Below are 26,230 nucleotides of genomic sequence, written 5' to 3' on the forward strand. Positions count from 1 at the left end.
GTCAGGACAAGGACGGAAGCGCCTCCGCCTGTCCCGCAAACAGCGCCGAAAGCGGGCTGGCCGGCCGTGCCGCCAGACGTTTGGCAGTGAGTTCGCGGGCGAGAAATCCATCGCCGGCGCGCAGCGCCGCCTCGATCAGTGTCAGCTCGATCACGTCGCGCTGCGCGTGGCTGCCGCCGAAGCGGTGGGCAATCGCCGGCAGCGGCAGCAGCAGCCTTGCCGCATCCGCGTAGCGGCCTTCGCCGAAGGCCTGGATGGCAAGCACGGCGGGCCGGCCGACGTCGCGGGTGAAGGCGGCGTTGTCGCCGCCGCCCTGCATCGCCGCCTCCTGCGCGGCCAGCAGGTCGCGCGCTTCCTGCTCCAGGCCGGCGCCGACGAAGGCCATCATGGCGTGCATGTCGTTGAAGGCGTAGTTGCCGTCGCCGGCCTTCGGCTTCCAGTCCTCGGCGAGCGAGGCCCAGCGGTCGCCGACGTCGATCCCGCCCATCCAAAGCCGCCACAGGATGGCGGAAGCGTCGAGCAGGTTGAGGACCAGCGGCGAACGGCCGCCGCGGATCGGCCCGTCGACCAGCGCCAGCACCTGATCCGCCTCGCCGAGCTCATAATGGAAGAGCGCGAGATGCCACCAGTTGTGGATCTGGAGAAAGCTGTCGCCGGTCCAGGCGGCCTCGTTACCGCGCATCCACGAAATGCCGTCGCGCTGGCGGCTCTGCATCTCCATCACATGCGCGACCGCGTGCTGCGCCCAGCCGTCGCGCGGCTCGAGCTCGATCGCCTGCCGCCCCAGCGCCTCGGCTTCGGCATAGGCGGCCATCTCCTCCATGCCGAACGCCTGCATGCCGAGCATCGCATGGTAGCCCGGCATGCCGGCCGACCAAGCGGGCAGGGCGCGCGCGATGCGGTCGCGCAGCATCGCCGCATTGCCGGTGAAGAAGTCGATCTGGTGTCCGGCCTGCAAAGCCAGCGCATCGGCCGGGTGCTCGGCCGAGACGGCGGCCAGAACCTGACCGGCGTCGTGCCAGCGCCCTTCCGCGAGGTGGCCCAGCGCGGCGACATGCCCGCGCTCGCGCGCGGTCCCGGCCGCGGCGGATGCCGCCTGGTGACAGGCGCGGGCGACCGGCAACGCCGCCTTTTCGGTCGAAAGCGCGTAGAGATAGCCCTTCAGCACATGCGCCATGGCGAAACCCGGGCTTACCGCGAGCGCCTGGTCGACCGCGCCGACGAGATCCCCGGCGAAGCACTGCAAGTCGCGCAGCGCCGTCTCGTAGTGCGGCAGGCTCGCCTGGCCGGCGCCGGAAAGCTCCAGTCCGAGACGATCCTTCATGGAACATGGCCTCCGTTCAGGCTTTCTTAGCATCCTATCCGGAGTTTGACGGAATCACAGCCTGCCCGGTGATTGCTGCATGACGGACCGCGACTACAGACCCGACGATCTGGTCGAGACCATCTTCCGCAACGGCACGCTGACCGTTGTCGGCATCGTTCTCGCCTTTTCCCTCGGCTTCCTCTCCCACTGGGCGGCCAATCCGATCCCGTGGGAGCCGCTGGACGGCCTGGCGCTGGGCCCGATGCTCATCGGCATCTGCTTCCAGATCAAGGCGCTGGCCGACCTGCTCGACCACAAATGCCTGCGCCGCCGCTACTTCGAGCGCGCGAACCGGATTTTCCTGACCGGGCTGATCCTCACCGCATTCGGCGTCGCCGGCGCCATCCTGCTCGACTTCTTCGAGATCGCCGAGATGAAGAAGATGGTCGGCTGAGCCTCGGCCGCCGGGAAGGTGCCGACACCAGCGGGCAACGTTTTTACCCCACCCAATTGAGCCGAAATTCGCGCGCGATGTCGCCGCGGGCAGAAGGAACCGCAGGGGACAGTTTACTTTCTTTCGGCAGAAGGCTGCCGCAGTTCAGAAGTCCGCGCGGGCCGAAAAAAATAAACTGTCCCCGGCCTTTGCACCATCCCTGCCGTGCGCTCGCGAACCGCTTTCGGGCTCTCACGCAGACGAGGTCTCGCGTCGCCGCCGCAAGGTCGTGCGCAGACAGGTGGCATGCCTGGCACAATCAGAAGAACCGCTGATGCCGCGGCGAAGGCCGCCCGGGCTTCAAGCGGCATGGATATCTCCTCTCTTCGAAGGAGAGGATGAACCCCTGCCAGCGCTCGGCCGCGACCGGGCTCTGCGTGCGCGATGCGGCTAGGCCGCCGGGCCGTTCCCGCCTGTCCATCAGAACACCCCCGCCGATGCGGCCAGGACCAGGATGAGGCCCATGCTTGCAGCCAGCAGCGGCGCCATCGCCAGCAATGCGGCTGCAAACGGTTCGAACCCGGTTTTCAACGTTCTGATCATGATTCCCTCGCTGTCGCGGCGACAGATAGGAACGGCTCCGGCCGACATTGTGGCTGAACGGAGGAGTTCCCATGTCGGCTGCGGCGGAAGCATGGAAATCCACAGGGGAGCCACAGAGTGCGATCAAATACCGAAGCAAATACAAAAGGTTATTGAGTTTACAATTCGTCAACCACGATTGATGAAGATTCGAAACAGCCGGTGAGCGGCGCCTGTCCGTAAAGCGTTTCTGGTGTAGCGTGCCGCCCGTGTCGAAGCTCGATTCTCTTACTCTCGCCCCCTCCAACGTCGTCATCAGCCGGCGCATGGCGCTGCTCGGTCTGGGCGCGCTGACGCTCGGCGGCTGCAGCCGCAGCATCGACATCGGCCTGCCCACGGTCAGCCGCGCGGCGGTGCCGGCGCGGCCAGCCGCTCCCGCGGCCCCCGCCAAGGTCGAAACCGCCTCGCTTGGCCCGGCCGCCGGCTACGGCTATCTCGGCCGGCCGGAGCTGATGTATTCCTCCTTCACCGACAGCGGCTTCACCCTGCCGGCGATCCCGGCGGGCGAGCTGAAGCCGAAGCATCTGCGCCGGCTGGTGGTCGATCCCACCGGCGAGAAGCCCGGCACCATCGTCGTGCATCTCAGGGAACGCCATCTCTATCTGGTCCAGGAGAACGGCGACGCCATCCGCTACGGCGTCGGCATCGGTAAGGACGGTTTCGTCTGGTCGGGCCGCGCGGTGGTCGACCATACCCGCAAATGGCCGACGTGGACGCCGCCCTCCGAGATGATCGGGCGAAAATCGTCGCTGAAGAAATATGCCGGCGGCCAGCCCGGCGGCCTCGACAACCCGCTGGGCGCGCGGGCGCTGTACATCTACAAGGACGGCAGGGACACGCTGTTCCGCATCCACGGCACGCCGGAATGGCGCTCGATCGGCAAGGCCGCCTCGTCGGGCTGCGTGCGTATGATCAACCAGGACGTCATCGACCTCTACGACCGGGTCAAGGACAAGGGCAAGACGCCGATCGTCGTTGTGGCGTGAGAGCAGCCGGAAAGCGGTGCGTCGGAATTGCGCATCGTTCCGTCGTATATGACTGCCCTGCCACAGACATGCTCCATCCTCGCCACGCCCTGCTTTTTTGCAGTCTGGCCATTGAAGAGAAGTGCGGGAAGCGGGGCGCGGGGCCGAGCCTCTCTAAGTAAGTACGTGGCGCGGTGACCCGCGCCCCGCCGGCGTTCTTGCCCGTCCGCTAGCGCTGCATTCGCGCAGGTGTCGCGGCTGGGGCCCGGGTCTCCAGCTCTCGCCAGCCGTGCTACCGATTGCGCGACCGACCCGGCGCCGACGCTCCCTCCTGATACCCGGTGCGCACCAGATTCCCGCAGGGAGCGGCTTTCACGGACAAGTATAGGCCAAGCGAGAAGGGAGGGGATAAAACGCCCGCGAAAAGCGGATTCCGTCAGCCGCGACTTCGCGGCGGGCGAGAGGTAAGTGCCGGGGACAGTTTACTTTTTCCGCCCGCGCCAGCCTTGAAGCGCCGCCGCTTTTCTGCGGAAAGAAAGTAAACTGTCCCCCTGCGCCCGCTCGTCATCCCTGGGCGGCGACCAGCGCCTTCTCCAGCTTGCCCAGCCCTTCCGTCAAAATGTCGTCGGAGATGGTGAGCGGCATCAGGATGCGGATGGTGTTGGCGTGCACGCCGCAGGAGAGCAGCACCAGCCCTTCGGCGAGGGCGGCCTGCGTCACCCGCTTCGTCGCATCGGCGTCCGGCTCGCTGCCGCCGCGCTCCTTGACGACGTCGAAGGCAATCATGGCGCCCGGGCCGCGCACGAACTCCATCGGCACGGTGTCGTTGCGCCGGGCGATGCGCGCCAGTTCGCCCTTGATGCGCTCGCCGAGCGTGTCGGCGCGGGCGATCAGCCGCTCCTCCTCGATCACCTCGAGCACGGCGAGCGCCGCCGCGCAGGCGATCGGGCTGCCCGCATAGGTGCCGCCGAGACCGCCCGGCTCCGGCCCGTCCATGATCGCCGCCCGGCCGATGACGCCCGACAGCGGGAAGCCGCCGGCCAGCGACTTGGCGATGGTGACGAGGTCCGGCTCGACGCCGGAATTCTCGATGCCGAACATCTTTCCGGTGCGCGCGAAGCCGGTCTGCACCTCGTCGGCGATCAGCACGATGCCATGCTCGTCGCAGATCTTCCGCAGCCCCTGCAGCAGCTCCGGCGGCGCCGGGTGGAAGCCGCCCTCGCCCTGCACCGGCTCGATGATGAGCGCCGCGACGTTGACCGGATCGACATCGGCGCGAAACAGGTATTCGAGCGCCTTGAGCGAATCGGCCACCGAGACGTCGTGCTGCGGCACCGGGAAGGGAACGTGCCAGATGCCGGCCGGCATCGGCCCGAACTTCTTCTTGTAGGGCGCCACCTTGCCGGTCAGCGCGCTGGTCATCAGCGTGCGGCCGTGGAAGGCGCCGGAGAAGGCGATGACATTGGTCCGCCCGGTATGGGCACGCGCGATCTTGACCGCGTTCTCCACCGCTTCCGCACCGGTGGAGAACAGGATGGTCTTGGCCTCGCCGGAGAAGGGCGCCAGCGCATTCAGCCGCTCGCAGAGCTCGATATAGGGCTCGTAGGGCACGATCTGGAAGGCGGTGTGGGTGAAGGCGTCGAGCTGCGCCTTGACGGCGGCGATCACCTTCGGATGGCGATGGCCGGTGTTGAGCACGGCGATGCCGCCGGCGAAGTCGATGAAGCGCCGCCCGTCGGCGTCCCACAGCTCGGAATTTTCCGCCCGCGCGGCGAAGACCGGATAGGCGGTGGCGACACCGCGCGGGATGGCGGCGGTGCGGCGGGACTGAAGCGATGCGTTGTTCGACATGGTTTCCTCGAAGATCGGCCGGCGGGCTGCGGTTGGTTGTCGGCACATTCGCCCTTGATCGCCGCCACTATAGCGCCGAAGCTGCGCTTTGAATGGCGCAGCGGCAAAAATCCGCTGCGGCCAGCAATGCGGTCTTCTTCTCCCACCTGTGAGGGAGAAGGAACGGAAGTCCGGTTGCGCCGGCATAAAACTAGGCTAAACCGTCGAGGAAACCGATCGGAGGACTACATGGCCGGAACATTCGTGATCGCGCAGGGCGGCGGCCCGACCGCGGTGATCAACCAAACCATGGTCGGCGCCGCGCTCGAGGTGCGCAAGCAGCATCCGGGCGCAAAGGTGCTCGGCGCGCGCCACGGCGTGCGCGGTATTCGCGACGGCGACTACGTCGACCTGTCGGCGGTCCCCGAGGCCGAGTTGCGCCGCATCGCCGGCACGCCGAGCGCCGCCCTCGGCTCCACCCGCGACAAGCCGGACGCCGCCTATTGCGAGCTGGTGCTGAAGGGCCTGCAGAAGGCCGGCGCGGATGCCTTCATCTATATCGGCGGCAACGACACCTCGGGCACACAGCAGATCCTCACAGACGCCTCCGGCGGCAGAATAGCCTTCGTGCATGCCCCCAAGACCATCGACAACGATCTCGAGGAAAACGACCACACTCCGGGCTTCATTTCGGCTGCGGAATATACGGCGGGGGCCTTCCTCACCGCCGATCTCGACTTCCGTGCGCTGCCCGGCATCTATGTGGCGATCGTCATGGGCCGCCATGCCGGCTTTCTCACCGCCGCCTCGACCGCATGGCGCATCGACGAGGAGTCCGGGCCGCACCTGGTCTACGTGCCGGAGCGCGCCTTCTCGCCGAAACGCTTCATCGACGACGTCAAGCGCACGCTCGACCGCCACAAGCGCTGTATTGTCGCCGTGTCTGAGGGCGTGACGACCGAGGACGGCCGCGCCCTGGTCGAATCGCTGGTCCCGCCGGAGCGGCTGGAGCGTGACGCGCACGGCAATCTCAAGCTTTCCGGCGGCGATCTCGGCATGGCCTTCGAGCATGCGCTGCGCGAGGGGCTGCCGGGCAAGCGGGCGCGCGTCGACGCGCTCGGCTACATGCCGCGCGGCTTCGTCGGCGCCATCAGCAAGGTCGACCAGCAGGAGGCCTTCGACGCCGGCGCCTTCGCCGTGCAGGTGGCCGCCGAAGGCGGCGGCTCGGTGGCGCTCCAGGAGGAGAACGGCAGGACGGTGCTGCGCAAGGTGCCGCTGGCTAACGTCGCCGGCAAGACGCGGCATATGCCGGACGATTTCCTCGATGCGAGCGGCACCGGCCTGTCGGCCGCAGGCCGCGCCTATTTCGGACGGCTGGTGCCGAAGAAATACGACATCGGCAAGCCGTTCGTCTGAGGGTATCGCCTCGATCGCGACGCCCGTTGCGTGCAACGATCCGCCGTCTGCCCGGTTCATGAAGGCAGACAGACGGCGGAGTGGAGAATGGCCGCGCATTCGGGTCCGAGAATCGTCATCTACGCGGCGCTCGCCGGCAATCTGATGATCGCGGCGACAAAATTCGCCGCCGCCTTCTTCACCGGCAGTTCAGCCATGCTGTCGGAAGGCGTGCATTCGCTGGTCGACACCGGCAATGGCGGCCTGCTGCTGTTCGGCATGCACCGCGCGGCGCGGCCGGCCGACAGGACGCATCCCTTCGGCCACGGCCGCGAGCTCTATTTCTGGAGCTTCATCGTGGCGCTGCTGGTATTCGCGCTCGGCGCGGGGGTGTCCCTCTACGAGGGCGTCATGCACATCCTCGAACCGGAGCCGATCCGCAACGTCGCCGTCACCTATGTCGTGCTCGGCCTGTCGATCCTGTTCGAAGGCTTCTCCTGGCTGGTCGCCCTGAAGGCGTTCCGCGTCACCAAGGGCCGGCTGGGCTATCTGGAAGCTGTCCGCCGCAGCAAGGATCCCAGCGTCTTCACCGTGCTGTTCGAGGATAGCGCCGCGCTGCTCGGCCTGATGATCGCCCTCGTCGGCATCACCGCCTCGCAGGTCTTCGACATTCCCGAACTCGACGGCGCTGCTTCGGTCGGCATCGGCCTCGTGCTGGCGCTCACCGCGATCTTCCTGGCACGCGAGAGCAAGGGCCTGCTGATGGGCGAGGCGGCCGACCCCGTCCTGCAGGAGACGATCCTGGCGACGGCGCGTGCCGACCCTGCGGTGCACGGCGCCAACGGAGTGATCACCGTCCATCTCGGTCCGGAGCAGGTCGTGGCGGGGCTCAGCCTCGAATTCGAGGACAAGGCGACCGCGCCGGAAATCGAGGCCTGCGTGCTGCGGGTGGAAAGCGCTGTGCGCGAGAAGCTGCCGCAGATAGTCGGCCTGTTCGTCAAGCCACAGACGCCCGCCACGTGGCAGGCGCGGCGCGCCGGTCTGGCCGGCTGATCAGTCGAGGAAGGGCTCGGCCGTCATCGTCTCCGGCACCCCTACGCCGAGCCGCGTGAGGATGGTCGGGGCGAGCTGGAGCTGGTCGAGCAGCGTGTCCGTGCTCCATCCCTGCCCGTCGCCGAAGTAATACAGCGCGACGTCCTGCATCTCGTCGTCGTGGCCGCCGTGATGCCCGCGCAGCGTCTGCCCATGGTCGGCGGTGACGATCACCTCATAGCCCGAGGCAAGCCAGCGCGGCAGGAAGCCGGCCAGCGACGCATCGAGCCCGTACAGCGCATTGTCCATCTCGACGCAGTCCTGGCCGTAGCGGTGGCCCATCGAATCGACCGTGCAGGTGTGCAGGATGCCGTAGTCGATGGAAAACCGCTCGGCGAGACGGGTGAGCGTGGCGAACAGGTCGACGTCGCTCGGCGTCATCTGGTTTGTGTGGCTGTAGCCGGTCATGGTGTGGAAGCGGCCGTGCCCGATCGGCCCTTCCTGGTCGTCATATTCGATGTCGCGCGCCGGATCGAACGGGAAGCGGTTGAAGAACTCCGACCAGTAGGAATGGGTCACGGCGGCCGTCCTGCCGCCCGCCCCGGGTGACTTCCGAGAAGATGTCGGGCTGCTCGACGCGCTTGCGGAACTCGTTCGAGCTTATGCCGTGCACCTGCGGCGGCACGCCGGTATGGATGGAGGCGTAGCAGCAGGCGGAGGTCGACGGCAGCACCGAACGCATGCGCCATTTGCGCGCTTCGCCCGACTGGGCCCAGCCTTCCAGATTGCCCATGAACGGCTTCCAGTTCCGCCACGGCAGCCCGTCGAGGATGATCAGGAGAAGTTTTGAGCGCAGCGGCATCATGGCGGACTCCCCCTTCTTCAAGTCGCTGACTTTAAAGGCGGAATGTTGCGCGTCAACGGCCCGCCTTCCTCGGTCGGGCGATCGCCCGCCTTTGCGACCTCAGTCGATCGGGTTTGCTGGACCGAACCGGAGGATCAGACGGAAATGTCGATGACGCCGCAGTCGCCGGCTTCCGAGCCGAAGACGAGGCGGCGCTCGGCCTTGTCCCACATCAGCGCGGTGATCGCGCCCTTGCCGGGGCGGCGCAGCAGCACCTCCTTGGCGTCGGCGAAGCGGACGGCGAGCACCATGCCGTCCTCGTAGCCGATCGCCGCGATGTCTTCGCTGGGGTGGCAGGCGACCGTGGTGACCATGGTGTTGCCGCGCGTGCCGAGCTCCAGCGGCGCCTTGCCCATCGGCCCGTCCTTGGCCTGGAACGGCCAGACGATCGCCGCCGGTGCGCCGGAACTCGCCAGCCATTTGCCCCTGGCAGCCCAGGACAGCGATTTCACCTTGGACGGATAGCCGGACATGCGCATGTGCTTGCCGTCGGCCAGCTTCCAGCCATGCAGGGCGTTCTCCTGCATGGTTGTGACGAGGAAATTGCCATCGGGCGAAAAGGTGATGCCGGTATGCGCGCCGGCCCATTCCAGCTCGGTGGGCTTGCCCTTGGTCGCCGGGAAATGCAGCGTCGCACCGTTGTAGCGGGCGACGCCGATGCGCATGCCCCTCGGCGCGAAGGCGATGCCCTCGACCGAGCGCGGGTGCGAAAACTCCTTCAGCTTGCCGTCCGGCAGCTTCACCCAGGCGCTGCGCCCGGTGGCATAGGCGAGCGCCCCCTGCGGGCCGGCGGCGACGCTGGTGATCCATTTGCGGCCGGCCTCGGCGACGACCGTGGCGGTGCCGTCGGCGCCGGTGGCAAACACCTTTCCGTCCTCGCCGCCGGTGATCAGCTTTGTGCCGGTCAGGTCGAGCACCGCGCAGAGCAGCCCGTCATTGGCCTGCACCGTCTTGTGGCCGTGGTCGAGGCGATGGACCGTGCCGTCGGCCAGCGCGAAATGCGGAATGTCGGCGAGGAAGACGGCGGCGACGCAATGGCCGTCGAGATCAAGCGGGGCGATTGTGGGCATGGCAAATCCAGCAAGCGTTGCGGGCCTACCCCTTACGGCGTTCTCCGCCGATGCTCAATCGCTTTGCCTGCGGCTGCAACGCCACGGCATTCGCCTTTGATGCATCACCTTTCGATATTCAGCTCGTAGCGCGTGTGCCGCGTCAGGGCTCCCTTGGCCGTCAGGTCCTGCAGAGGCTCCAGCGCCTGTCGCTCATAAGCGAAACAACGTCGATCGGGCCGCTGCCAATTCCAAGGCATGAGTTATAGAAATATCCTCTATAGCTCATGCTTGGCATGAGCTACGAGCTATAGCCCGCGTTCCTATGCCTCAGCCGGTCAAGCCACCTGACACGCCTCGAAGCTCTTCCTCAGCCGCTCCTCGTCGAGCTTGCGGCCGATGAAGACGAGCCGGCTCTCGTGCTTCTCGCCATCCTTCCAGGCGCGCTGGTGGTCGCCTTCCATGATCATGTGGACGCCCTGCAGCACGTAGCGGTCTGGATCGTCCTTGAAGGCGATGATGCCCTTGAGCCGAAGGATATTCGGCCCCTCGAGCTGCGTCACCTTCTCGATCCACGGGAAGAACTTCTTCGAATCCATCTCGCCGCCGCGCAGCGACACCGACTGCACCGTCACGTCGTGGATCGGCGACATCGCGCCATGCTCATGATGATGGTGGTCGTGATCGTGGTGGTGATGATCGTGGTCGCAGTCGGGCCCGCAGACATGATCGTGGTCGTGGTCATGTGCCTCGAGGAAATGCGGGTCGTTGTCGAGCGCTCGCTTCAGGTCGAAGGCGCCGCGGTCGAGCACCTCGCCGAGGTCGACGCCGGCGCGGGTCGTGCGGTGGATGCGGGCACCGGGATTGATGGCGCGGATCGCCGCCTCCACCTCGCGCAGCTCCTCGGGCGCCACCAGGTCGGTCTTGTTGAGCACGACCACGTCGGCGAAGGCGATCTGGTCCTCGGCCTCGCGCGAATCCTTCAGTCTGAGCGGCAGGTGCTTGGCGTCGACCAGCGCGACGACGGCATCGAGCCTGGTTTTCCTGCGCACGTCCTCGTCCATGAAGAAGGTCTGGGCGACAGGCACCGGGTCGGCGAGGCCGGTGGTCTCCACCACGATCGCGTCGAAGCGTCCCGGCCGGCGCATCAGGCCCTCGACCACGCGCACCAGGTCGCCGCGCACCGTGCAGCAGACGCAGCCATTGTTCATCTCGTAGATTTCCTCGTCGGATTCCACGATGAGATCGTTGTCGATGCCGATTTCGCCGAATTCGTTGACGATCACGGCATAGCGCTTGCCGTGATTCTCGGAGAGGATGCGGTTGAGCAGGGTGGTCTTGCCGGCGCCGAGATAGCCGGTCAGCACGGTCACGGGAATCTGGGTTTGCGCTTCGCTCATGGTAGGCCCCGGGGGTTCTTGTCGCCTCCATATAGGACGCTGCCGGGCGGATTGCACGCTTCAATCCGCTCGGTGCCGCCGCTTGCCTGCTGCCTTTTTCGACACGAGCGGACGCGCTGTCATGCAATTGTAAAGAAGGTCTGCCATTAGCCGAGCTGCCGAATTTCGGTTGCCGGCAAAGCTTATGCGGATCGCCGTGGCAGCTTCTCAGGATACCTGCCAAAATAGGTCACCAATTTCGTCGAGGGAGCGAAAAATGGCCAGAACCACCAGAAGCGTCACCATGGGCCGTCTGCATTCGGCGGCGCGGCTCTCGCGCACGGCGCTGGCGGCCAGATTGCTGTCGCATGGCTTCTACGCCGGCCAGGACCAGATCATGCTGGCGCTCGACCGCGAGGACGGCCAGACGCCCGGCCAGCTCGCCACGCGCATCGGGGTCAGGCCGCCGACCATCACCAAGACGATCAACCGGCTGCAAAGCCAGGGTTTCCTGGAAAAGCGGGCGTCCGACAAGGATGCGCGGCAGGCGCACATCTTCCTGACCGGCACCGGCCGCGAGGCGATCCGCGACATCGAGAAATCCGTGCGCAAGACCGAGAAGCTGGCGCTGAAGGGCCTCGACAAGAAGGACCAGAAGGCGCTGGCCAAGCTGCTGTCTCGCATCGAGGCGAATCTCTCGGACCTCGCCGTCGCCGAGATCGACGAGGACGATGTCGTCGAGGACTGAGACCGCCTGCCGTCTCCGGGCTGGGCCAGCCACGGCAAGACGCCTTGACCAGCGGCACATTCATGCTTGCACCATGGCAGGGCATGGCGCACAACCGGCTGACCTTTCCTTCCTGACCGGCATGTCTGTTGGACCGATCTCCTTCCAAGCATGAAGCGGCCACACCGGCCGCGGCTATTCTCTACGTATTCGCCGCGGGACTGCTGTTCACGGGCCTGGATACCAGCGCGAAATATCTCGTGCTGTCGGGAATGTCGGCGCCGTTCGTCGCCTGGATGCGCTTCGCCGAGCATACGGTGCTGGCGCTTCTGCTGCTGCGGTTCTGGAGCAACCCGGCGGTGTTCCGGTTCGCCAGCCTGCCGCTGCAGGTGGTGCGCGGGCTCTGCCTGGCCGGTTCGACGATCTTCAATTTCGCCGCGCTGTTGACGCTGCAACTCGCCGAGACCTCGGCGATCTACTTCTCCGCGCCGATGATCACCATCGCGCTTGCCGGGCCGCTGCTCGGCGAATGGGCAGGCTGGCGCCGCTGGCTGGCGGTGCTCGCCGGCTTCGTCGGCGTGCTGGTTATCACCCGGCCCGGCTACGGCGCCTTCGGCATCGGCCATGTGTTCGCGCTGTGCTCGACGCTCAGCTACTGCTTCTACGTGATCCTGACCCGACGCATGTCGGAAAGCGAGACGCCGGCCAGCCTCATCTTCTACTCGGCGCTGGCACCGACCGTGCTGATGGCGCCGGTCGTCCCGTTCTCCGCCTCGATGCCCCCGAGCCTCTGGCATGGCCTGATCCTGCTGTTGCTCGGCGTCTTCGGCGGCATCGGCCACTGGTTCCTGATCAAGGCCTACCGGCTCGCCACCACCAGCGCGCTGGCGCCCTATCCCTACCTGCAGATGGCCTGGATGGTGGCGTCCGGCTACCTGGTCTTCGGACAGTTACCGGATCGCTGGACACTGGCCGGCACGGCCATCATCGTGGCCGGCGGGCTCTACATCATCCATCGCGAGCATCGCCTAAGGCTGAAGAACCGCGCCGCACCCAACGAGGACTCGGCCGATCTCGCCGAGAAGCTGTGATTTAGGCTTTGCCACGCCGGCAAAGGGTGGCATAACCATTTTTAAACAGTTTAAATCGTTCTTGCAGGCATGCCGGGGAGGGCGCGCTGGCCCAGAAGATCAAGCTTTCGACAATCGCCGACGCGCTCGGCGTATCCACGGCGACCGTGTCGCTGGCGCTGCGCGACAGCCCGCTGGTCGCCGACTCGACCCGTGACCGCATCAAGGATCATGCGCGCGCGATCGGCTACATCTACAACCGTCGCGCCGCCAGCCTGAGGACGTCGCGCTCCGGCATCGTCGGTGTCGTCGTGCACGACATCATGAACCCGTTCTTCGCCGAGATCCTGCGTTCGATCGAGAGCGAGCTCGACCGCAGCCGGCAGACCTTCATCCTCTCCAACCACTACGACCAGCTCGAGAAGCAGCGGACCTTCATCGACACGCTGCTGCAGCTCGGCGCCGACGGCGTGATCATGTCGCCGGCGATCGGCACGCCGCCGGAGGACATCGTCATGGCCGAGGAGAACGGCCTGCCGGCGGTGCTGATCGCCCGCACCGTCGAGGGCGCGGCGGTACCGGTGTTCCGCGGCGACGACGCATACGGCACAGCCCTTGCAACCAACCACCTGATCTCGCTCGGCCACACCCGCATCTCGATGATCGGCGGCACAGACCAGACCTCGACCGGCCGCGACCGCTATCAGGGCTATCTCAACGCCATGGAGGCGGCGGGACTGGAGGTGCGGCCGGGCTGGCGCATTCCCGGGCCGCGCACCAAGCAGGCCGGCTTCGAGGCGGCGGGCCAGTTCCTGGCGCTGAAGGACCATCCGACCGCCGCCTGCTGCTGGAACGACCTCGTCGCCATCGGCCTGATGAACGGCATCGCCCGCGCCGGGCTGACGCCGGGCGTCGACATTTCCGTCACCGGCTATGACGACCTCGAGGAGGCGGCGATCGCCACGCCGGCGCTGACGACCGTGTGGAACGGCCAGCGAGAGGTCGGCCGGCGGGCGGCGCGGGCGCTGCTCGACAAGCTGAGCGGGACGCAGGTGCGACCCTCGCAGGAGCTGATCAAGCCGGAGCTGCATGTACGCCAGTCCACCGGCCGCCCGCGCGAGCGCTGAGCGCCCGCGCCTTCGCCTCAACCGCAAACGCTTCCGGAGATCGACATGTCCGAACCGCTATCCGAGATGACCGTGCTCGTCGTCGGGGACTTGAACAGGCGCATCCCGGTGCGGTTGGCCGAACGTTTCCGCGTCGTGCAGGTGGACCGCGGCGATCCGGCCCTGTTGAGCAAGGAGCTGCTCGTGAAGGTGCGCGGCATCGCGGCCATGGCCCCGATCAACGCGGCTCTCATAGACAGCCTGCCGAAGCTGGAGATCATCGCCAGCTTCGGCGTCGGCTATGACGGGGTAGACGCCCGCCACGCGGCGACGCGCAACATCATGGTGACCAACACCCCGGACGTGCTCACCGAGGAGGTCGCCGACACGGCGCTCGGCCTTCTGATCAACACGGTGCGCGAACTGGCGCGTGCCGAAGACTGGCTGCGCCAGGGCCGATGGGTCCGGGACGGACACTACCGGCTGACGCCGCTCACCTTGCGCGGCCGCAAGGCCGGCATCTTCGGCATGGGCCGCATCGGCCTGGCCATCGCCCGGCGGCTGGAAGCTCTCGGCCTGTCCATCGCCTATCACAACCGCAACCCTGTCGAGGGCCTCGGTTATGCCTATCACCCGACTCTGAAGGATCTTGCCGAAGCGGTGGACACGCTGATCTCGGTGGTGCCCGGCACGGTTTCCACGGCGAAGGCGGTGAACGCCGATGTGCTGAAGGCGCTCGGGCCGACCGGCGTGTTCGTCAACATCGGCCGCGGCAGCACGGTCGACGAGGCGGCGCTGGCAAAGGCGCTCGCCGACGGCACCATCGCGGCGGCCGGCCTCGACGTGTTCGCCGACGAGCCGAACGTGCCGCAGGCGCTGCTCGACCTGCCGAACGCCACGCTGCTGCCGCATGTCGGCTCGGCGTCGGTGCATACGCGCGACGCGATGGCCGACCTGGTGGTCGACAATCTCGTCTCCTGGTTCGCCGAGGGTCGCCCGCTCACGGCCGTGCCGGAGACGGCGCATGTGAAGGCAGGCTGAGCTTGTCGGTGCGTCCTTCGAGGCTCGCCCGCGAAAGTCCGGGCTACCTTGCGATCGCTCTGCGGGCTCCCGCCTCAGGAATGAGGGAGGACGTGCCGGCAAGGCATCAGCCGTAAAAGCCAGATCATCGACGGGCGAGCCTCGAAGGACGCCCGTCGATCATGCAGCCAATTCCGGGCGACCTATTCCGCCGCCGGGCGCAGCCCGAGCCGGGCCGCGGCGTGGCCGCGCACGGCATCGCCAAAAGCCTTGAAGATTTTCGCGGAAACCGAGTCGCTGTGGACCCAATATTCCGGGTGCCACTGCACGCCGACGGCGAAGGCCGGCGCGTCCTTGACGGAAACAGCCTCGACCGTTCCATCGGTCGCCACTGCCTCGACCTGCAGCCGCGTACCGAGGCGCTCGATGCCCTGTCGGTGCACGGAATTCACCATGATGTCGCCGGCGCCGAACACGCCGGCAAGGCAGCTTCCCGGCTTGATCGACACGTTCTGGCGGATGGCGAAGCGTTCGTCCTGGTTGTCGCTCACCGGGGCGCGGTGGTCGAGCGAGCCTTCGCGCTCCTGCAATTCGGTGGCGAGCGTGCCGCCCAGCGCGACGTTCAGCTCCTGGATGCCGCGGCAGATGGCGAGCAGCGGCACGCCCTGCTCGATCGCCTTGCGGATCAGCGGCAGGGTGGTGGCGTCGCGCGCCGGGTCGTATGGGCCGTTCGCCTCGCTGGCGTCGCCGCCATAAAGAGAGGGATGCACGTTCGACTTCGAGCCGGTGACCATCACGCCGTCGACCGAGGCGAGCAGGCTATCGAGATCGAGCCTGTCGCCGAAGGAGGGGACCAGGACCGGCAGCACCCCGGCGCCGACGATCGCCGCCTCGAGATATTGCTGCGGGGCGGCATGCCAGAAGTAGTTGTCGAACTGGCGGACGTCGGTGGAGACGGCAACGAGCGGCTGGCGCATTTTCGGCTTTCGTGATGACGCGATGCGGCCGTAAAATAGGCGAAGGCGGTATGCTTGCCAAGGCGCGGAACAGCCTTGGATACGGCGGCGTGCGCGACAAGACCTTGTCATGGTGACCGGATCGACCGTAACGCGCACGCCGCTTCCACCCGCATGTCCTGCTTTTTGCGATCCGTCTAAAATAGCCTTGCGAGCACCGGGATCGCTCCCGTCGCCTGAAGATATTCGGCAAGCCCGAATGCTGGCATGGCAACGAAGAAGATGAGCCCATCCCTGAACGTGCCGTAGATGCAGCCTGTCGACACGCTCAAGGCAGGCACATCGCGATAGCGCGCAGGCCACGGCCAGAAGCGGGGAACGTCGGCGGTGTAGGCCGAATAGGCGGCACCGAAAGCATCCTGCAGATACCGTTCCTCCCGCAGAATGACGATGCGGAAGATCATCGTCGAAGCTACGAAAAACAGGAAGGACAGTGTGATGCTGCCGGTTTGGGCGCCGACGCCAGCAGCAGCGATGCTCGAGAAAAAATAGAGCGGGTTGCGACTGATGGAGTAAGGCCCATGGACGACAAGCTCGGCCGCCTTTCTGTCACCTATGTAGAGGGTACACCAGAGTCGGCCGACAATCCCGATCACGATCAATGCAACGCCGACCATCTCGATATCGTCGCGACGGTCATGGCTGCCCACCGCACCGACGAACAGAAGCATGCAAAAGCTGAAAGCCAGCAACAATGCTATGACAACGCGCCGAGCGTGTTGAAACCCGGAAAGCGACATGCGCCTGCTCCTGATTGTGTTCGATACGAAGGCCACTGGACTTGCAAGGATCCCCGAACGAAGAGGGCCATTAGGCACGCCGGCCCCGGGGTCCGATCCCCGTCAGTACAGCGCCGCCGGTTTCGGGCGCTTGTCCGTCCATTGCGGCGGCGCGCCGAACTTGCCGGCCACCATTCCCGGAATGCCGGGGGATCGGCCGAAAGTCTCGCAGGCGGCGTATTTGTGCTTGCCTCCGACCATGGATTTGATCCGCTGGCCGGACGGCAGCGTAAGCTGCAGCCCCTTGGGCTCCTTGCCGGTGACCAGCATGCGCGAGAAATCGTTGCCGAAGGTCGAGGCCAGACCGTAGGCGTCGCCGACCTCGGAGACGCGGGGCTTGTTCTGGATCGAGTTCGCGCCGCGCGCCCAGATAATGGCAGCGCGCTGGACGCCGGCGCTGTCCACCGCCTCCGCTTCGACGGCCAGCCCGCCAAGACCGATCGGAAGGCGCGGCACGCTGACCGGCACCTCGGGCGGCATGAAGGCGCCGCTCGCCAGGGTCACCGCCGTCGAAACGCCGGCGAGGACCTTGTTGGTCGGCACGATGTCGGTGACGACGGCTCGAACGGTCAGATCGGCGGGCTGGCCGACGGGAACCATGTGATACCTGTCGCTTAGCGCGATGCAGATCGCACGGTCGAGCGCGTTGGCCACCAGAGCCAGATCATCCTTGCTCCTGACGCGCGGCGAGGTGCCGAACGCAAAACTTGTCGGAACGATGCTGACGGTCTTGACCGCAGCCAGACCTTGCGCGTCCACGAACCGGCGAGCCTTGGACATGGTCCCTTTGGACACGCCCAGATTGCCGTAGGACGTCAGCGTGCCGGCCTCCTTCAGGGGCACCGACGTGCACCCGGCGATGGCCAGCGTCATCGGCAACGCCAGCAAGGCGGTTCTAAGCAGCGGCATTTCGGTTCATCCAGCAAACGACGGAACACATGGAGAGCGATCCGGCTCGCGAGCATCGTTGTCGCGGATCGTGACGACGGCGACCGTGCGCGATCAGCATTGCCGCAGCATTACGGGCTCGCCCGGGGGGCCGCGATCATGAGCGGAGATGAAAGGTCGTCGGTCGACTCGGAGCCGGCTCCGGTTCAGAGCCGGATCGTGAACGTCGTTCCGGCCGGGCTGCTGTCGAGGGCGACCCGGCCGCGATGGTTCGACACGATCTGCTTCACCAGGGCGAGCCCCAGGCCGGCTCCCTTGCTGCGGGGCGTGACCCGGTAGAACGGCTCGAACACCAGATGCTGGAGGTCCGCGGCAATTCCCTTGCCCTGGTCGGCCACGGCGATCTCCCCGGCGGCCGAAACCGAGACCGAGATCACGCCGGCATTGCCGCCATGATCGATGGCGTTGCTTACCAGATTACCGAGCGCCCGCGGCAGGGCCGAGGAGCTGCCAAGGCGCAGGAGCCGACCAACCTCGCTCTCGAAGGAAATCTCGTAGCCGGCGGCGATCGCCAGCGGCGCCATGTCGGCGACGACAGTCCGCGCCATCTCGACGAGATCGACCGTCTCATGGAGGTCGGTCGCATGACCGCTGCGTTCGAAATCGAGCAGCTGCTCGGCGGTCTCGCTCAGCCGCGCAACGTCGTCGAGGAGGCGCCGGCGCGCCTCGCCTTCGGCCATGCCGTCGATCCGCGTCTGCATGATGGCGATCGGCGTCCGCAGTTCGTGCGCAGCGTCGGCCAGGAAGCGTTGCCGCGCCTGGAACTGGTGTTCGAGGCGCTCGAGCACGGCATTGAAGGCGACCACCAGCGGCACGACCTCCTTCGGCACGTTCTCGACCGGAAGGCGCGATCCGGGCCGGCGCGGATCGATCTCCGGTGCCTTGCGCACGACGTCGCTCAGCCCGGATAGGGCGCCTCGCACGATATGGGGCACGGCGATGAAGATGGCTGGAAGGGCCATGACCATCAGCGGCACGTACACCACATACATGCGGCGCAGGACCGTCAGGTACGGCCAGTCGTGGCCGGAGCTGCCGCCAATCATGAAGCGCACCTCGCCAAGCGCCGTCTCGACGTCGCCGATGGATACGACTTCGCCGCTGCCGCCGGGACCGCGGATGTCGGCGTCCCTGATCTTGTGTATCTGCCCGGTGAGCTCGGCATAGGCTGCCGGGACATCGCCGTAGGAGGCGGTCGCACCGTCGCTGGTCGCCGCGACGAACCATAGATCCGGGTTTTGTTCCCTGATCGACGCGAGCAAGGACGTATCACGGATCTCGAGCCGGCCCTCGGCATCACGCATGATGGCTTCGACGATCGCCGGTCCGGCCCTGTCTTCTATCGCCACGTTGGGGGAGTGGACCATCGTGGCGTAGTAGCAAACCCCGAGGACGACGGCTGCGACCACGGCCGCGAAAACGAGACTGAGCTGCCAGCTCAGTTTCCACCGGAGCGACGTGTTGCTGGCGCCCATCATTCTTCCTTCAGGAGATAGCCGACGCCCCTGATGCTATGGATCGCCACGCCGGCCCCGGCATCCAGCAACCGCCTGCGCAGCCGCGAGATATGCGCGTCGAGCGCATTGGACTGGATCTCTTCCTCGTAATTGTAGACCGCAGCCTCCAGCACCGACCGTTGCACGGTCCTGCCGTGCCGCTTGGCAAGCGCCAAGAGGACCAGCAGCTCCCGCCGCGGCAGGTCGAAAGGCACCGCGCCGACGCTCACGCTCAGATGCAGCGAATCGATCTCGATCCTGCCGACCGTGATCCGCGGCTCGGCGAGGCTCGCCCGCCGCCGCAGCACGGCGCGCAGGCGTGCCATCAGCTCCTCGACCAGGAACGGCTTGCCGAGATAGTCGTCGGCACCGGTGTCGAGGCCGTCGACGCGTTCCATCGGCTCGTTGTGAGCGGTCAGGACGACGACCGGCGTGTCGAAGCCGGCTCGTCGCAGTTGCGGAATGAAGGCCAGCCCCTCGCCGTCGGGCAGGCGCCGGTCAAGCAGGATCGCGTCGTAGACGTTCTGCCGCGTCAGCTCGACGGCATCGCCGAGCAGCGTGGTGTGATCGATGACGATGCCTTGCCTGCCCAGCGCCGCCGAAAGCGCCTCGGCCATCTGCTTCTCGTCCTCAACCAGCAATATGCGCATGCGCCCGGGGCCTGTTTCGCATTCTCCTGTCGGTCACAAACATTGCGGCAGCATTGCGGATAGCGCGGCAGAACCCGCGCGCGCCTCTCCGACCGTCGCACGGCCGCTAAGACTATAGTCGCATGCGTCGACGGCTCCTTTGTTTTTGTCGCTGCGCCGGCTGGTTCGATCTTGCCGCGCGCTGGACTCGAACAAGCTGCCGTGTATTGTGCCGGCGTCTTCCCTTGAGGAAAATCAACAGCTTCCCCAAGGGCATGCCGCAATCGGTCCAGACGGGAGGATTTTCATGGATCGCCGTTCATTCATCAGGAAAGCCGGAGTCGCCGGTGTCGGGGCAGCCGCCGCGACGGCACTCGCAGCACCGGCAATCGCACAGTCCAATCCGAAAATAACCTGGCGGCTCGCGTCGTCCTTCCCCAAGTCGCTCGACACCATCTATGGCGGCGCCGAAGTCTTTTCGAAGATGCTGTCGGAGGCCACCGACGGCAACTTCACCGTGCAGGTCTTCGCCGCCGGCGAGATCGTGCCCGGCCTGCAGGCCGCTGATGCGACCGCCGCGGGAACCGTCGAGGCCAGCCACACCGTCGCCTACTACTACTGGGGCAAGGACCCGACCTGGGCGCTGGGCGCCGCCGTTCCCTTCGCGCTCAACGCGCGCGGCATGAACGCCTGGCAGTATCACGGCGGCGGCATCGATCTGTTCAACGAATTCCTTAGTACCCAGGGGTTGTTCGGCCTGCCCGGCGGCAACACCGGGGTGCAGATGGGCGGCTGGTTCCGCAAGGAGATCAACACGGTCGCCGATCTCAAGGGCCTGAAGATGCGCATCGGCGGCTTCGCCGGCAAGGTGGTCGAGAAGCTCGGCGTGGTGCCGCAGCAGATCGCCGGCGGCGACATCTACCCGGCGCTGGAGAAGGGCACCATCGACGCCGCCGAATGGGTCGGTCCCTACGACGACGAGAAGCTCGGCTTCCAGAAGGTTGCGCCGTTCTACTACTATCCCGGCTGGTGGGAAGGCGGCCCGACCGTGCACCTGATCTTTAACAAGGCAAAATACGAGGAGCTGCCGGCCGCCTATAAGTCGCTGGTCCGCACGGCGGCGCAGGCGACCGACGCCAACATGCTGCAGAAATACGACTACCTGAACCCGACGGCGGTCAAGCAGCTGGTCGCCAACGGCGCGCAGTTGCGGCCGTTCAGCCCCGAGATCCTGGCCGCCTGCTTCGACGCCGCCAACGAGGTCTATGCCGAGATGGAAGCCTCCAACCCGACCTTCAAGAAGATCTGGGAATCCATCAAGGGCTTCCGCAAGGAACATTTCCTCTGGGCGCAGGTGGCGGAATACAACTACGACACCTTTATGATGATCCAGCAGCGCAATTCGAAGTTGTAGCGCTGCCAAAATCTTCCGCGTGAAGAAGAGGCCCCGGAGACACCATCTTCGGGGCCTTCGATTTTTCGGCTTCATCTGCCGCGGGACCTCTTCATCTGGACTTGGGCCAGCGGTCATGCATCATGGGTCCAGCGCCGTCTGAGCGACATGAGAATCAAGCCATCCGGCGCTTCGTTGATCCAGATCAGGGAGGAAGCCGATGGATCGTCGTTCTTTCATTGCCAAGGCCGGCCTGTCCGGCGCCGGTGCCGCCGCGGCGGCCGTGACGCTGGCCGCACCGGCCGTCGCGCAGTCCATGCCGAAGCTTTCGTGGCGGTGCACGTCCTCGTTCCCGAAGGCACTCGACACGATCTTCGGCGCGGCGCAGACCATGGCCGACTACGTGCGGGAATCGACGGATGGCAATTTCGACATCCAGGTCTTCGCGGCGGGCGAGCTGGTGCCCGGCCTCCAGGCGGCCGACGCCGCGGCGGCGGGCACGGTCGAGTGCTGCCACACCGCTTCCTATTACTACTGGGGCAAGGACCCGACCTATGCGCTGGCCACGGCAGTGCCGTTCATGTTCAACGACCGGCAGATGAACGCCTGGCTCTACTATGGCGGCGGCAGCGATCTCCTCAACGAGTTCTACGCGACACAGGGCCTCTACGGACTGGCCAGCGGCAACACCGGGGCGCAGATGGGCGGCTGGTATCGCAAGGAGATCAAGACGGTCGCCGATCTCAAGGGTTTGAAGATGCGGATCGGCGGCTTCGGCGGCAAGGTGCTGGAACGGCTCGGCCTAGTGCCGCAGCAGATCGCCGGCGGCGACATCTATCCGGCTCTGGAGAAGGGCACGATCGACGCGGCCGAATGGGTCGGACCCTATGACGACGAAAAGCTCGGCTTCCAGAAGGTCGCGCCGTTCTACTACTATCCCGGCTGGTGGGAGGGCGGTCCGACGCTGCACACGCTGGTCAATCTCGCCAAATGGAACGAGCTGCCGAAGTTCTACCAGGCGGCGCTGAAATCGGCCTGCCAGGCGGCGAATTGCGACATGATGGCGAGCTACGACCAGAAGAATCCGGCGGCGCTCAAGCGCTTGGTCGCTAACGGTGCGCAACTGCGCCCGTTCAGCCCGGAGGTGCTGTCCGCCTGCTTCGAGGCGGCGAACGCCACCTATACCGAACTCTCGGCCGCCAACGCCGCCTTCAAGAAGATATACGACAGCCAGACAGCGTTCCGCCGCGACGCCTATGTATGGGCGCAGGTGTCGGAATACACCTTCGACACCTTCATGATGCTGCAGCAGCGGGCCGGCAAGCTGTAGCGATCGCTGCGAATGGGGAGGGTGTGCACACGCCTTCCCCGTCGTCCCGGACGCATCATCGACCGCCGGTTCCGGCAAGCACCCTGCTTCAGCGAGTGCCCGATGGCACCACCAGCACCTTGACTTCGCCCGGCCCCGGCGGGTTGGCGATGACCTGCGGGGCCTCGTCGAGGCTCACCTGCCTCGAAACAAGCTTCTCGACCTTGATCGTGCCGGAGGCGATCAACTCGGCGGCGCGCCGGTGCACGAACGGATTGATGAAGGAGCCGAGCACCCGCAGTTCGCGGAACAGCAGATCGAACGGCTCGATCTCGACCTTTTCGCCCTGCGGCATGACGCCGAGGATCACCACCGTGCCGCCGGCGCGGACAAGCCGCGGCGCCTGTTCGACCGTGTCGCGCACGCCGGCGCATTCGATCACCACGTCGACCCCGCCCGGCACCAGACCGTCCGGGCCTGCCACTTGCCCGATCACGTCGGAGGCGGACGGGTCGACCGTCGCCGTGGCGCCGAGCTCCTCGGCAAGCGCGCGCTTGGACGCCTGGCGGGTCGACAGGATCACCGTCGAGGCGCCAGCCAGGCGTGCGAGCTGGACGACGAGCAGGCCGATGACGCCGCCGCCGAGCACGACGACGGAGGAACCCGCCTTGATGGCCGCGATGTCGATGCCGTGCAGGCAGCAGGCCAGCGGCTCGCAGAAGGCGCCGTGCGTCGGCGCGAGGCTGGCGGGCAACGCGAACGCCTGCTTCTGCGGCACGATCACGTAATCTGCGAGGCCGCCGTCGCGGTGGATGCCGATCGCCTGCAGGCTTCGGCAGAGATTGACGCGTCCGTTCTGGCAGTGCGGGCACCTACCGCAGGCGATGTTGGGGTCGCCGGTGATGCGGTCGCCGACGGCGAAGCCGCTCACCCCGCTGCCCACCGCCTCGACGATGCCGGAGAATTCGTGGCCCAGGGTCACCGGCGGCTTCGATGGGAACTCGCCATGGAAGAGGTGGCGGTCCGTGCCGCATATGCCGCAGGCTTCGACCCGCACCAGCAGGTCGTCCAGGCCGGGAACCGGCTTGGCAATGTCGCGCGTGGCGAGCACGCCGATGGCCTCCAGCCTGACCGCCTTCATCGCCCCAGCCTCATATCGGCGTTCCTTTGCCGTTCGGTCGCTTACCCGCCTCGCTTCGCCTGGTACCTCCCGGAGGGAGACCCGAGGGCCCGAAGCGAGCGGGAGGGTCGATCATAGCGGCCATCAGGCATCAGTTGAAGCTTGGCGGCTTCGACAGGTCGGTGGCTGGCGCCGGCGGCTGGGCGGCCGGCTCGCTGCCGAAGCTCGGCGGCTGCGACAGGTCCGTCGGCGGCGGCGCGGGCTGGGCCGGCGCGGCCGGATTCGTTCCCAGGGACGGCGAGCCATCCAGGCCCGGCTGGCCGAGTCCCGGCAATCCGGGCTGGCCGCCGCCCATCGGCGGCAGCACGATCTCGACATCGGCCGGATCGACCACCGTGCCCTTGTAGTGCATGACCATCTGCGGGAATGCGATCACCAGCGCCACCATGATGATCTGGATGCAGACGAAGGGTACCGCGCCCCAATAGATCTGGCCGGTGGTCACCGGCTGGATGCTTTTCCCCGTGATACGGTCGAGATAAGGCACACGCGCCGCCACCGAGCGCAGGTAGAACAGCGCGAAGCCGAAGGGCGGATGCATGAAGCTCGTCTGCATGTTGACGCCGAGCAGCACGCCGAACCAGATCAGGTCGATGCCGAGCGCGTTGGCTGCGGGCACCAGCAGCGGCACAATGATGAAGGCGAGCTCGAAGAAGTCGAGGAAGAACGCCAGCAGGAAGACCAGCACGTTGACGGCGATCAGGAAGCCGATTTCACCGCCCGGCAGCGACACCAGCAGGTGTTCGACCCAGAGATGGCCGTTGACGCCGTAGAAGGTGAGCGAGAAGACCCGCGCACCGATCAGGATGAACAGCACGAAGCTGGAAAGCCGCGTCGTCGAGGCGAGCGCCTGCCGGATCACGTCGAGCGACAGCCGGCCTTTCACGGCGGCCATGACCAGCGCGCCGACCGCGCCCATCGCGCCGCCCTCGGTCGGGGTAGCGATGCCGAGGAAGATGGTGCCGAGCACCAGGAAGATCAGCGCCAGCGGCGGGATCAGCACGATGATGACCTGCTGCGCCAGCTTCGACATCATGTTGATGTTGAAGCTCCTGTCGGCGATCGCCACGACGTAGATGACGATGATGCCGACGGTGGCGCCGAGAATGTCGGCATTGCTGCCCTGGGTCGGCGTGAGATAGACGTGCGCGGCATAGGCGATCGCGGCCGCCACGGCCAGCGCCACTGCCAGCGAGGTGACGCCGTGGCCGAGCGTGCGCGCCTCGAGCGGCAGGGCCGGCATCGCCTTCGGCCGCAGCAGCGACATGATGAAGATGTAGCCCATGTAGAGGCCGGTCAGCACCAGGCCGGGGATGATCGCGCCGGCATACATGTCGCCGACCGAGCGGCCGAGCTGGTCGGCGAGCACGATCAGCACCAGCGACGGCGGGATGATCTGCGCCAGCGTGCCGGAGGCCGCGATCACGCCGGAGGCGACCCGGCGGTCGTAGCCGTAGCGCAGCATGATCGGCAGCGAGATCAGCCCCATGGCGATGACCGAGGCGGCGACCACGCCGGTGGTGGCGGCAAGCAGCGCGCCGACGAAGATGACCGCATAGGCAAGGCCGCCGCGGATCGGCCCGAACAGCTGGCCGATGGTGTCGAGCAGGTCCTCGGCCATGCCCGATCGTTCGAGCACGATGCCCATGAAGGTGAAGAACGGGATGGCCAGGAGCGTCTCGTTCGACATCACCCCCCAGAAGCGCTCGGGCAGCGCATAAAGAAGAGGCCAGGAGAGATTGATGGTGTTGTTCGAGTATGGCGCCAGCTCGACACCGATGAAGAAGAACAGCAGGCCGTTGGCAGCCAGCGAAAAAGCGACGGGATAGCCGAGCAGGAGGAAGACGATCAGCGAGAAGAACATGATCGGCGCCATGTTCTGGGCGATGAACTCGATCACGAGCGCACCTCCTCGGCCAGCGCCTTGGCCTCGAGCTCGGCCTGCTCATGCACGGAGATGAAAGGAGTGGGATCATCCATGTCGCCGCGCATCACCGCGATCTTTTTGATGATCTCCGACACGCCCTGAAGGCCGAGCAGGAAGAAACCGATCAGCAGCATCGCCTTGGCCGGCCAGATGATCAGGCCGCCGGCATTGGTCGAGACCTCGCCGCTGCGGAAGGACAGCGAAACGTAAGGAATGAAGTAGACGATCATCAGGATGACGAACGGCATCAGGAAAAAGACGTGGCCGAACAGGTCGATCCAGTGCTGCACGCGGCGCGAGAACATGCCGTAGACGATGTCGATGCGGATGTGCTCGTTCTGTTTCAGCGTATAGGCGGCGGCGAGCAGGAAGGCTGCGCCGAACAGGTACCACTGCAATTCGAGCCAGGCGTTGGACGAGATGTTGAACGCCTTGCGGATCACCGCGTTGCCGGCGCTGATCAGGATCGACACCAGGATCAGCCAGGCGACCCATTTCCCGATGAATTCGTTGAGGCGATCAACGCCTCTCGCAAGAGCGAGCAGCCCTCCCATCACGTTCCTCCCGATCAGCGACCCGCCGTGTTCACCCGGTTTCTTTCGGCGAACCGATGCAGCATCGGTAGGACACGAGCGCGGCGTGCGTCAACTCGGCTGGTGCAGACCGGGTCGGAGATTGTACCAGGTGACGTTGCG

Annotated in this window: 23 protein-coding genes and 1 pseudogene; 10 read left to right on the forward strand and 14 right to left on the reverse strand. The window is 66.2% G+C overall.

Features of this window, described 5'->3' with window-relative positions; all coding sequences use genetic code 11:
* Window position 1 precedes the first annotated feature (1 nt).
* Window positions 2–1,324 carry a tetratricopeptide repeat protein gene (locus AC5JDC_RS03130; RefSeq protein ID WP_495839028.1) on the reverse strand — a complete coding sequence of 441 codons (1,323 nt, stop codon included), beginning with the start codon at window positions 1,322–1,324 and terminating at the stop codon, window positions 2–4.
* 79 nt (window positions 1,325–1,403) lie between these two features.
* Here AC5JDC_RS03130 and AC5JDC_RS03135 point away from each other — a divergent pair, with 79 nt between their 5' ends.
* Complete coding sequence (locus tag AC5JDC_RS03135; protein WP_106775124.1) at window positions 1,404–1,760, forward strand: hypothetical protein; 357 nt, start codon at window positions 1,404–1,406, stop codon at window positions 1,758–1,760.
* 459 nt (window positions 1,761–2,219) lie between these two features.
* On the opposite strand, the gene AC5JDC_RS03140 is transcribed toward AC5JDC_RS03135, so the two are convergent.
* On the reverse strand, window positions 2,220–2,342 hold the full coding sequence (locus AC5JDC_RS03140; RefSeq protein WP_495839030.1) for a hypothetical protein: 123 nt from the start codon (window positions 2,340–2,342) through the stop codon (window positions 2,220–2,222).
* 305 nt (window positions 2,343–2,647) lie between these two features.
* On the opposite strand from AC5JDC_RS03140, the gene AC5JDC_RS03145 reads away from it, so the two are divergent.
* Window positions 2,648–3,367 carry a L,D-transpeptidase gene (locus AC5JDC_RS03145; RefSeq protein ID WP_495839195.1) on the forward strand — a complete coding sequence of 240 codons (720 nt, stop codon included), beginning with the start codon at window positions 2,648–2,650 and terminating at the stop codon, window positions 3,365–3,367.
* Between the two features lie 543 nt (window positions 3,368–3,910).
* Here AC5JDC_RS03145 and gabT read toward each other — a convergent pair.
* Window positions 3,911–5,197 carry a 4-aminobutyrate--2-oxoglutarate transaminase gene (gene gabT / locus AC5JDC_RS03150; RefSeq protein ID WP_495839032.1) on the reverse strand — a complete coding sequence of 429 codons (1,287 nt, stop codon included), beginning with the start codon at window positions 5,195–5,197 and terminating at the stop codon, window positions 3,911–3,913.
* 228 nt (window positions 5,198–5,425) lie between these two features.
* On the opposite strand from gabT, the gene AC5JDC_RS03155 reads away from it, so the two are divergent.
* Window positions 5,426–6,592 (forward strand): diphosphate--fructose-6-phosphate 1-phosphotransferase, encoded by a 1,167-nt coding sequence (locus AC5JDC_RS03155; protein WP_495839034.1) that lies wholly within the window; start codon window positions 5,426–5,428, stop codon window positions 6,590–6,592.
* Window positions 6,593–6,679: 87 nt separating this feature from the next.
* Window positions 6,680–7,624 carry a cation diffusion facilitator family transporter gene (locus tag AC5JDC_RS03160; protein ID WP_495839036.1) on the forward strand — a complete coding sequence of 315 codons (945 nt, stop codon included), beginning with the start codon at window positions 6,680–6,682 and terminating at the stop codon, window positions 7,622–7,624.
* Here AC5JDC_RS03160 and AC5JDC_RS03165 read toward each other — a convergent pair.
* The 3 genes and pseudogenes from AC5JDC_RS03165 to AC5JDC_RS03175 form a co-directional block, all read right to left on the reverse strand.
* Window positions 7,625–8,465: pseudogene (locus tag AC5JDC_RS03165) on the reverse strand (alkaline phosphatase family protein).
* 137 nt (window positions 8,466–8,602) lie between these two features.
* Window positions 8,603–9,577 carry a WD40 repeat domain-containing protein gene (locus AC5JDC_RS03170; RefSeq protein ID WP_495839038.1) on the reverse strand — a complete coding sequence of 325 codons (975 nt, stop codon included), beginning with the start codon at window positions 9,575–9,577 and terminating at the stop codon, window positions 8,603–8,605.
* 317 nt (window positions 9,578–9,894) lie between these two features.
* Entirely contained in the window at window positions 9,895–10,956 is a 1,062-nt protein-coding gene (locus AC5JDC_RS03175) for a CobW family GTP-binding protein (RefSeq protein WP_495839040.1), read from the reverse strand.
* Between the two features lie 256 nt (window positions 10,957–11,212).
* Here AC5JDC_RS03175 and AC5JDC_RS03180 point away from each other — a divergent pair, with 256 nt between their 5' ends.
* From AC5JDC_RS03180 to AC5JDC_RS03195, 4 genes are all read left to right on the forward strand, one after another.
* Window positions 11,213–11,683, forward strand: a complete 471-nt coding sequence (locus AC5JDC_RS03180) for a MarR family winged helix-turn-helix transcriptional regulator (RefSeq protein WP_495839042.1) — start codon at window positions 11,213–11,215, stop codon at window positions 11,681–11,683.
* A gap of 128 nt (window positions 11,684–11,811) precedes the next feature.
* Window positions 11,812–12,753: a DMT family transporter gene (locus tag AC5JDC_RS03185; RefSeq protein ID WP_495839044.1), complete on the forward strand. Its 942-nt coding sequence runs from the start codon at window positions 11,812–11,814 to the stop codon at window positions 12,751–12,753.
* A gap of 86 nt (window positions 12,754–12,839) precedes the next feature.
* Window positions 12,840–13,859, forward strand: coding sequence for a LacI family DNA-binding transcriptional regulator (locus tag AC5JDC_RS03190; protein ID WP_495839197.1), 1,020 nt, complete (start codon window positions 12,840–12,842; stop codon window positions 13,857–13,859).
* 45 nt (window positions 13,860–13,904) lie between these two features.
* A complete protein-coding gene (locus AC5JDC_RS03195; protein WP_495839046.1) occupies window positions 13,905–14,879 on the forward strand; it encodes a 2-hydroxyacid dehydrogenase in 975 nt (324 codons plus the stop codon).
* 182 nt (window positions 14,880–15,061) lie between these two features.
* Here the strand turns inward: AC5JDC_RS03195 and AC5JDC_RS03200 are convergent, their stop codons facing one another.
* The 5 genes from AC5JDC_RS03200 to AC5JDC_RS03220 form a co-directional block, all read right to left on the reverse strand.
* Window positions 15,062–15,835, reverse strand: a complete 774-nt coding sequence (locus AC5JDC_RS03200) for a gamma-glutamyl-gamma-aminobutyrate hydrolase family protein (protein ID WP_106775114.1) — start codon at window positions 15,833–15,835, stop codon at window positions 15,062–15,064.
* 176 nt (window positions 15,836–16,011) lie between these two features.
* Entirely contained in the window at window positions 16,012–16,614 is a 603-nt protein-coding gene (locus tag AC5JDC_RS03205) for a methyltransferase family protein (protein ID WP_495839048.1), read from the reverse strand.
* Between the two features lie 102 nt (window positions 16,615–16,716).
* Window positions 16,717–17,562 (reverse strand): DUF3313 domain-containing protein, encoded by an 846-nt coding sequence (locus AC5JDC_RS03210; protein WP_495839050.1) that lies wholly within the window; start codon window positions 17,560–17,562, stop codon window positions 16,717–16,719.
* 185 nt (window positions 17,563–17,747) lie between these two features.
* On the reverse strand, window positions 17,748–19,079 hold the full coding sequence (locus AC5JDC_RS03215; protein ID WP_495839052.1) for a sensor histidine kinase: 1,332 nt from the start codon (window positions 19,077–19,079) through the stop codon (window positions 17,748–17,750).
* Entirely contained in the window at window positions 19,076–19,747 is a 672-nt protein-coding gene (locus AC5JDC_RS03220) for a response regulator transcription factor (protein ID WP_495839054.1), read from the reverse strand. Before AC5JDC_RS03220 ends, AC5JDC_RS03215 begins: the two co-directional genes overlap by 4 nt.
* Before the next feature lie 286 nt (window positions 19,748–20,033).
* On the opposite strand from AC5JDC_RS03220, the gene AC5JDC_RS03225 reads away from it, so the two are divergent.
* The gene (locus AC5JDC_RS03225; protein WP_495839056.1) at window positions 20,034–21,140 is read left to right on the forward strand and encodes a TRAP transporter substrate-binding protein; all 1,107 of its coding nucleotides are present in this window, start codon (window positions 20,034–20,036) and stop codon (window positions 21,138–21,140) included.
* A 199-nt stretch (window positions 21,141–21,339) separates the two neighbouring features.
* A complete protein-coding gene (locus AC5JDC_RS03230; RefSeq protein WP_495839058.1) occupies window positions 21,340–22,449 on the forward strand; it encodes a TRAP transporter substrate-binding protein in 1,110 nt (369 codons plus the stop codon).
* A gap of 88 nt (window positions 22,450–22,537) precedes the next feature.
* On the opposite strand, the gene AC5JDC_RS03235 is transcribed toward AC5JDC_RS03230, so the two are convergent.
* The 3 genes from AC5JDC_RS03235 to AC5JDC_RS03245 form a co-directional block, all read right to left on the reverse strand.
* Window positions 22,538–23,569 carry a zinc-dependent alcohol dehydrogenase family protein gene (locus tag AC5JDC_RS03235; RefSeq protein ID WP_495839060.1) on the reverse strand — a complete coding sequence of 344 codons (1,032 nt, stop codon included), beginning with the start codon at window positions 23,567–23,569 and terminating at the stop codon, window positions 22,538–22,540.
* A gap of 130 nt (window positions 23,570–23,699) precedes the next feature.
* Entirely contained in the window at window positions 23,700–25,508 is a 1,809-nt protein-coding gene (locus tag AC5JDC_RS03240) for a TRAP transporter large permease (protein ID WP_495839062.1), read from the reverse strand.
* The gene (locus tag AC5JDC_RS03245; protein ID WP_495839064.1) at window positions 25,505–26,089 is read right to left on the reverse strand and encodes a TRAP transporter small permease subunit; all 585 of its coding nucleotides are present in this window, start codon (window positions 26,087–26,089) and stop codon (window positions 25,505–25,507) included. Before AC5JDC_RS03245 ends, AC5JDC_RS03240 begins: the two co-directional genes overlap by 4 nt.
* Between the last annotated feature and the right edge of the window lie 141 nt (window positions 26,090–26,230).

The organism is Kumtagia sp., assembly GCF_059502445.1.

Coding starts and splice junctions, on each gene's coding strand:
- AC5JDC_RS03230 (WP_495839058.1), top strand. CDS start 21,340: ATGGATCGTCGTTCTTTCATTGCCAAGGCCGGCCTGTCCGGCGCCGGT.
- AC5JDC_RS03200 (WP_106775114.1), bottom strand. CDS start 15,835: ATGCGCCAGCCGCTCGTTGCCGTCTCCACCGACGTCCGCCAGTTCGAC.
- AC5JDC_RS03180 (WP_495839042.1), top strand. CDS start 11,213: ATGGCCAGAACCACCAGAAGCGTCACCATGGGCCGTCTGCATTCGGCG.
- AC5JDC_RS03155 (WP_495839034.1), top strand. CDS start 5,426: ATGGCCGGAACATTCGTGATCGCGCAGGGCGGCGGCCCGACCGCGGTG.
- AC5JDC_RS03175 (WP_495839040.1), bottom strand. CDS start 10,956: ATGAGCGAAGCGCAAACCCAGATTCCCGTGACCGTGCTGACCGGCTAT.
- AC5JDC_RS03215 (WP_495839052.1), bottom strand. CDS start 19,079: ATGATGGGCGCCAGCAACACGTCGCTCCGGTGGAAACTGAGCTGGCAG.
- AC5JDC_RS03170 (WP_495839038.1), bottom strand. CDS start 9,577: ATGCCCACAATCGCCCCGCTTGATCTCGACGGCCATTGCGTCGCCGCC.
- AC5JDC_RS03220 (WP_495839054.1), bottom strand. CDS start 19,747: ATGCGCATATTGCTGGTTGAGGACGAGAAGCAGATGGCCGAGGCGCTT.
- AC5JDC_RS03225 (WP_495839056.1), top strand. CDS start 20,034: ATGGATCGCCGTTCATTCATCAGGAAAGCCGGAGTCGCCGGTGTCGGG.
- AC5JDC_RS03205 (WP_495839048.1), bottom strand. CDS start 16,614: ATGTCGCTTTCCGGGTTTCAACACGCTCGGCGCGTTGTCATAGCATTG.
- AC5JDC_RS03140 (WP_495839030.1), bottom strand. CDS start 2,342: ATGATCAGAACGTTGAAAACCGGGTTCGAACCGTTTGCAGCCGCATTG.
- AC5JDC_RS03245 (WP_495839064.1), bottom strand. CDS start 26,089: ATGGGAGGGCTGCTCGCTCTTGCGAGAGGCGTTGATCGCCTCAACGAA.
- AC5JDC_RS03160 (WP_495839036.1), top strand. CDS start 6,680: ATGGCCGCGCATTCGGGTCCGAGAATCGTCATCTACGCGGCGCTCGCC.
- AC5JDC_RS03210 (WP_495839050.1), bottom strand. CDS start 17,562: ATGCCGCTGCTTAGAACCGCCTTGCTGGCGTTGCCGATGACGCTGGCC.
- AC5JDC_RS03145 (WP_495839195.1), top strand. CDS start 2,648: ATGGCGCTGCTCGGTCTGGGCGCGCTGACGCTCGGCGGCTGCAGCCGC.
- AC5JDC_RS03130 (WP_495839028.1), bottom strand. CDS start 1,324: ATGAAGGATCGTCTCGGACTGGAGCTTTCCGGCGCCGGCCAGGCGAGC.
- gabT (WP_495839032.1), bottom strand. CDS start 5,197: ATGTCGAACAACGCATCGCTTCAGTCCCGCCGCACCGCCGCCATCCCG.
- AC5JDC_RS03195 (WP_495839046.1), top strand. CDS start 13,905: ATGTCCGAACCGCTATCCGAGATGACCGTGCTCGTCGTCGGGGACTTG.
- AC5JDC_RS03135 (WP_106775124.1), top strand. CDS start 1,404: ATGACGGACCGCGACTACAGACCCGACGATCTGGTCGAGACCATCTTC.
- AC5JDC_RS03235 (WP_495839060.1), bottom strand. CDS start 23,569: ATGAAGGCGGTCAGGCTGGAGGCCATCGGCGTGCTCGCCACGCGCGAC.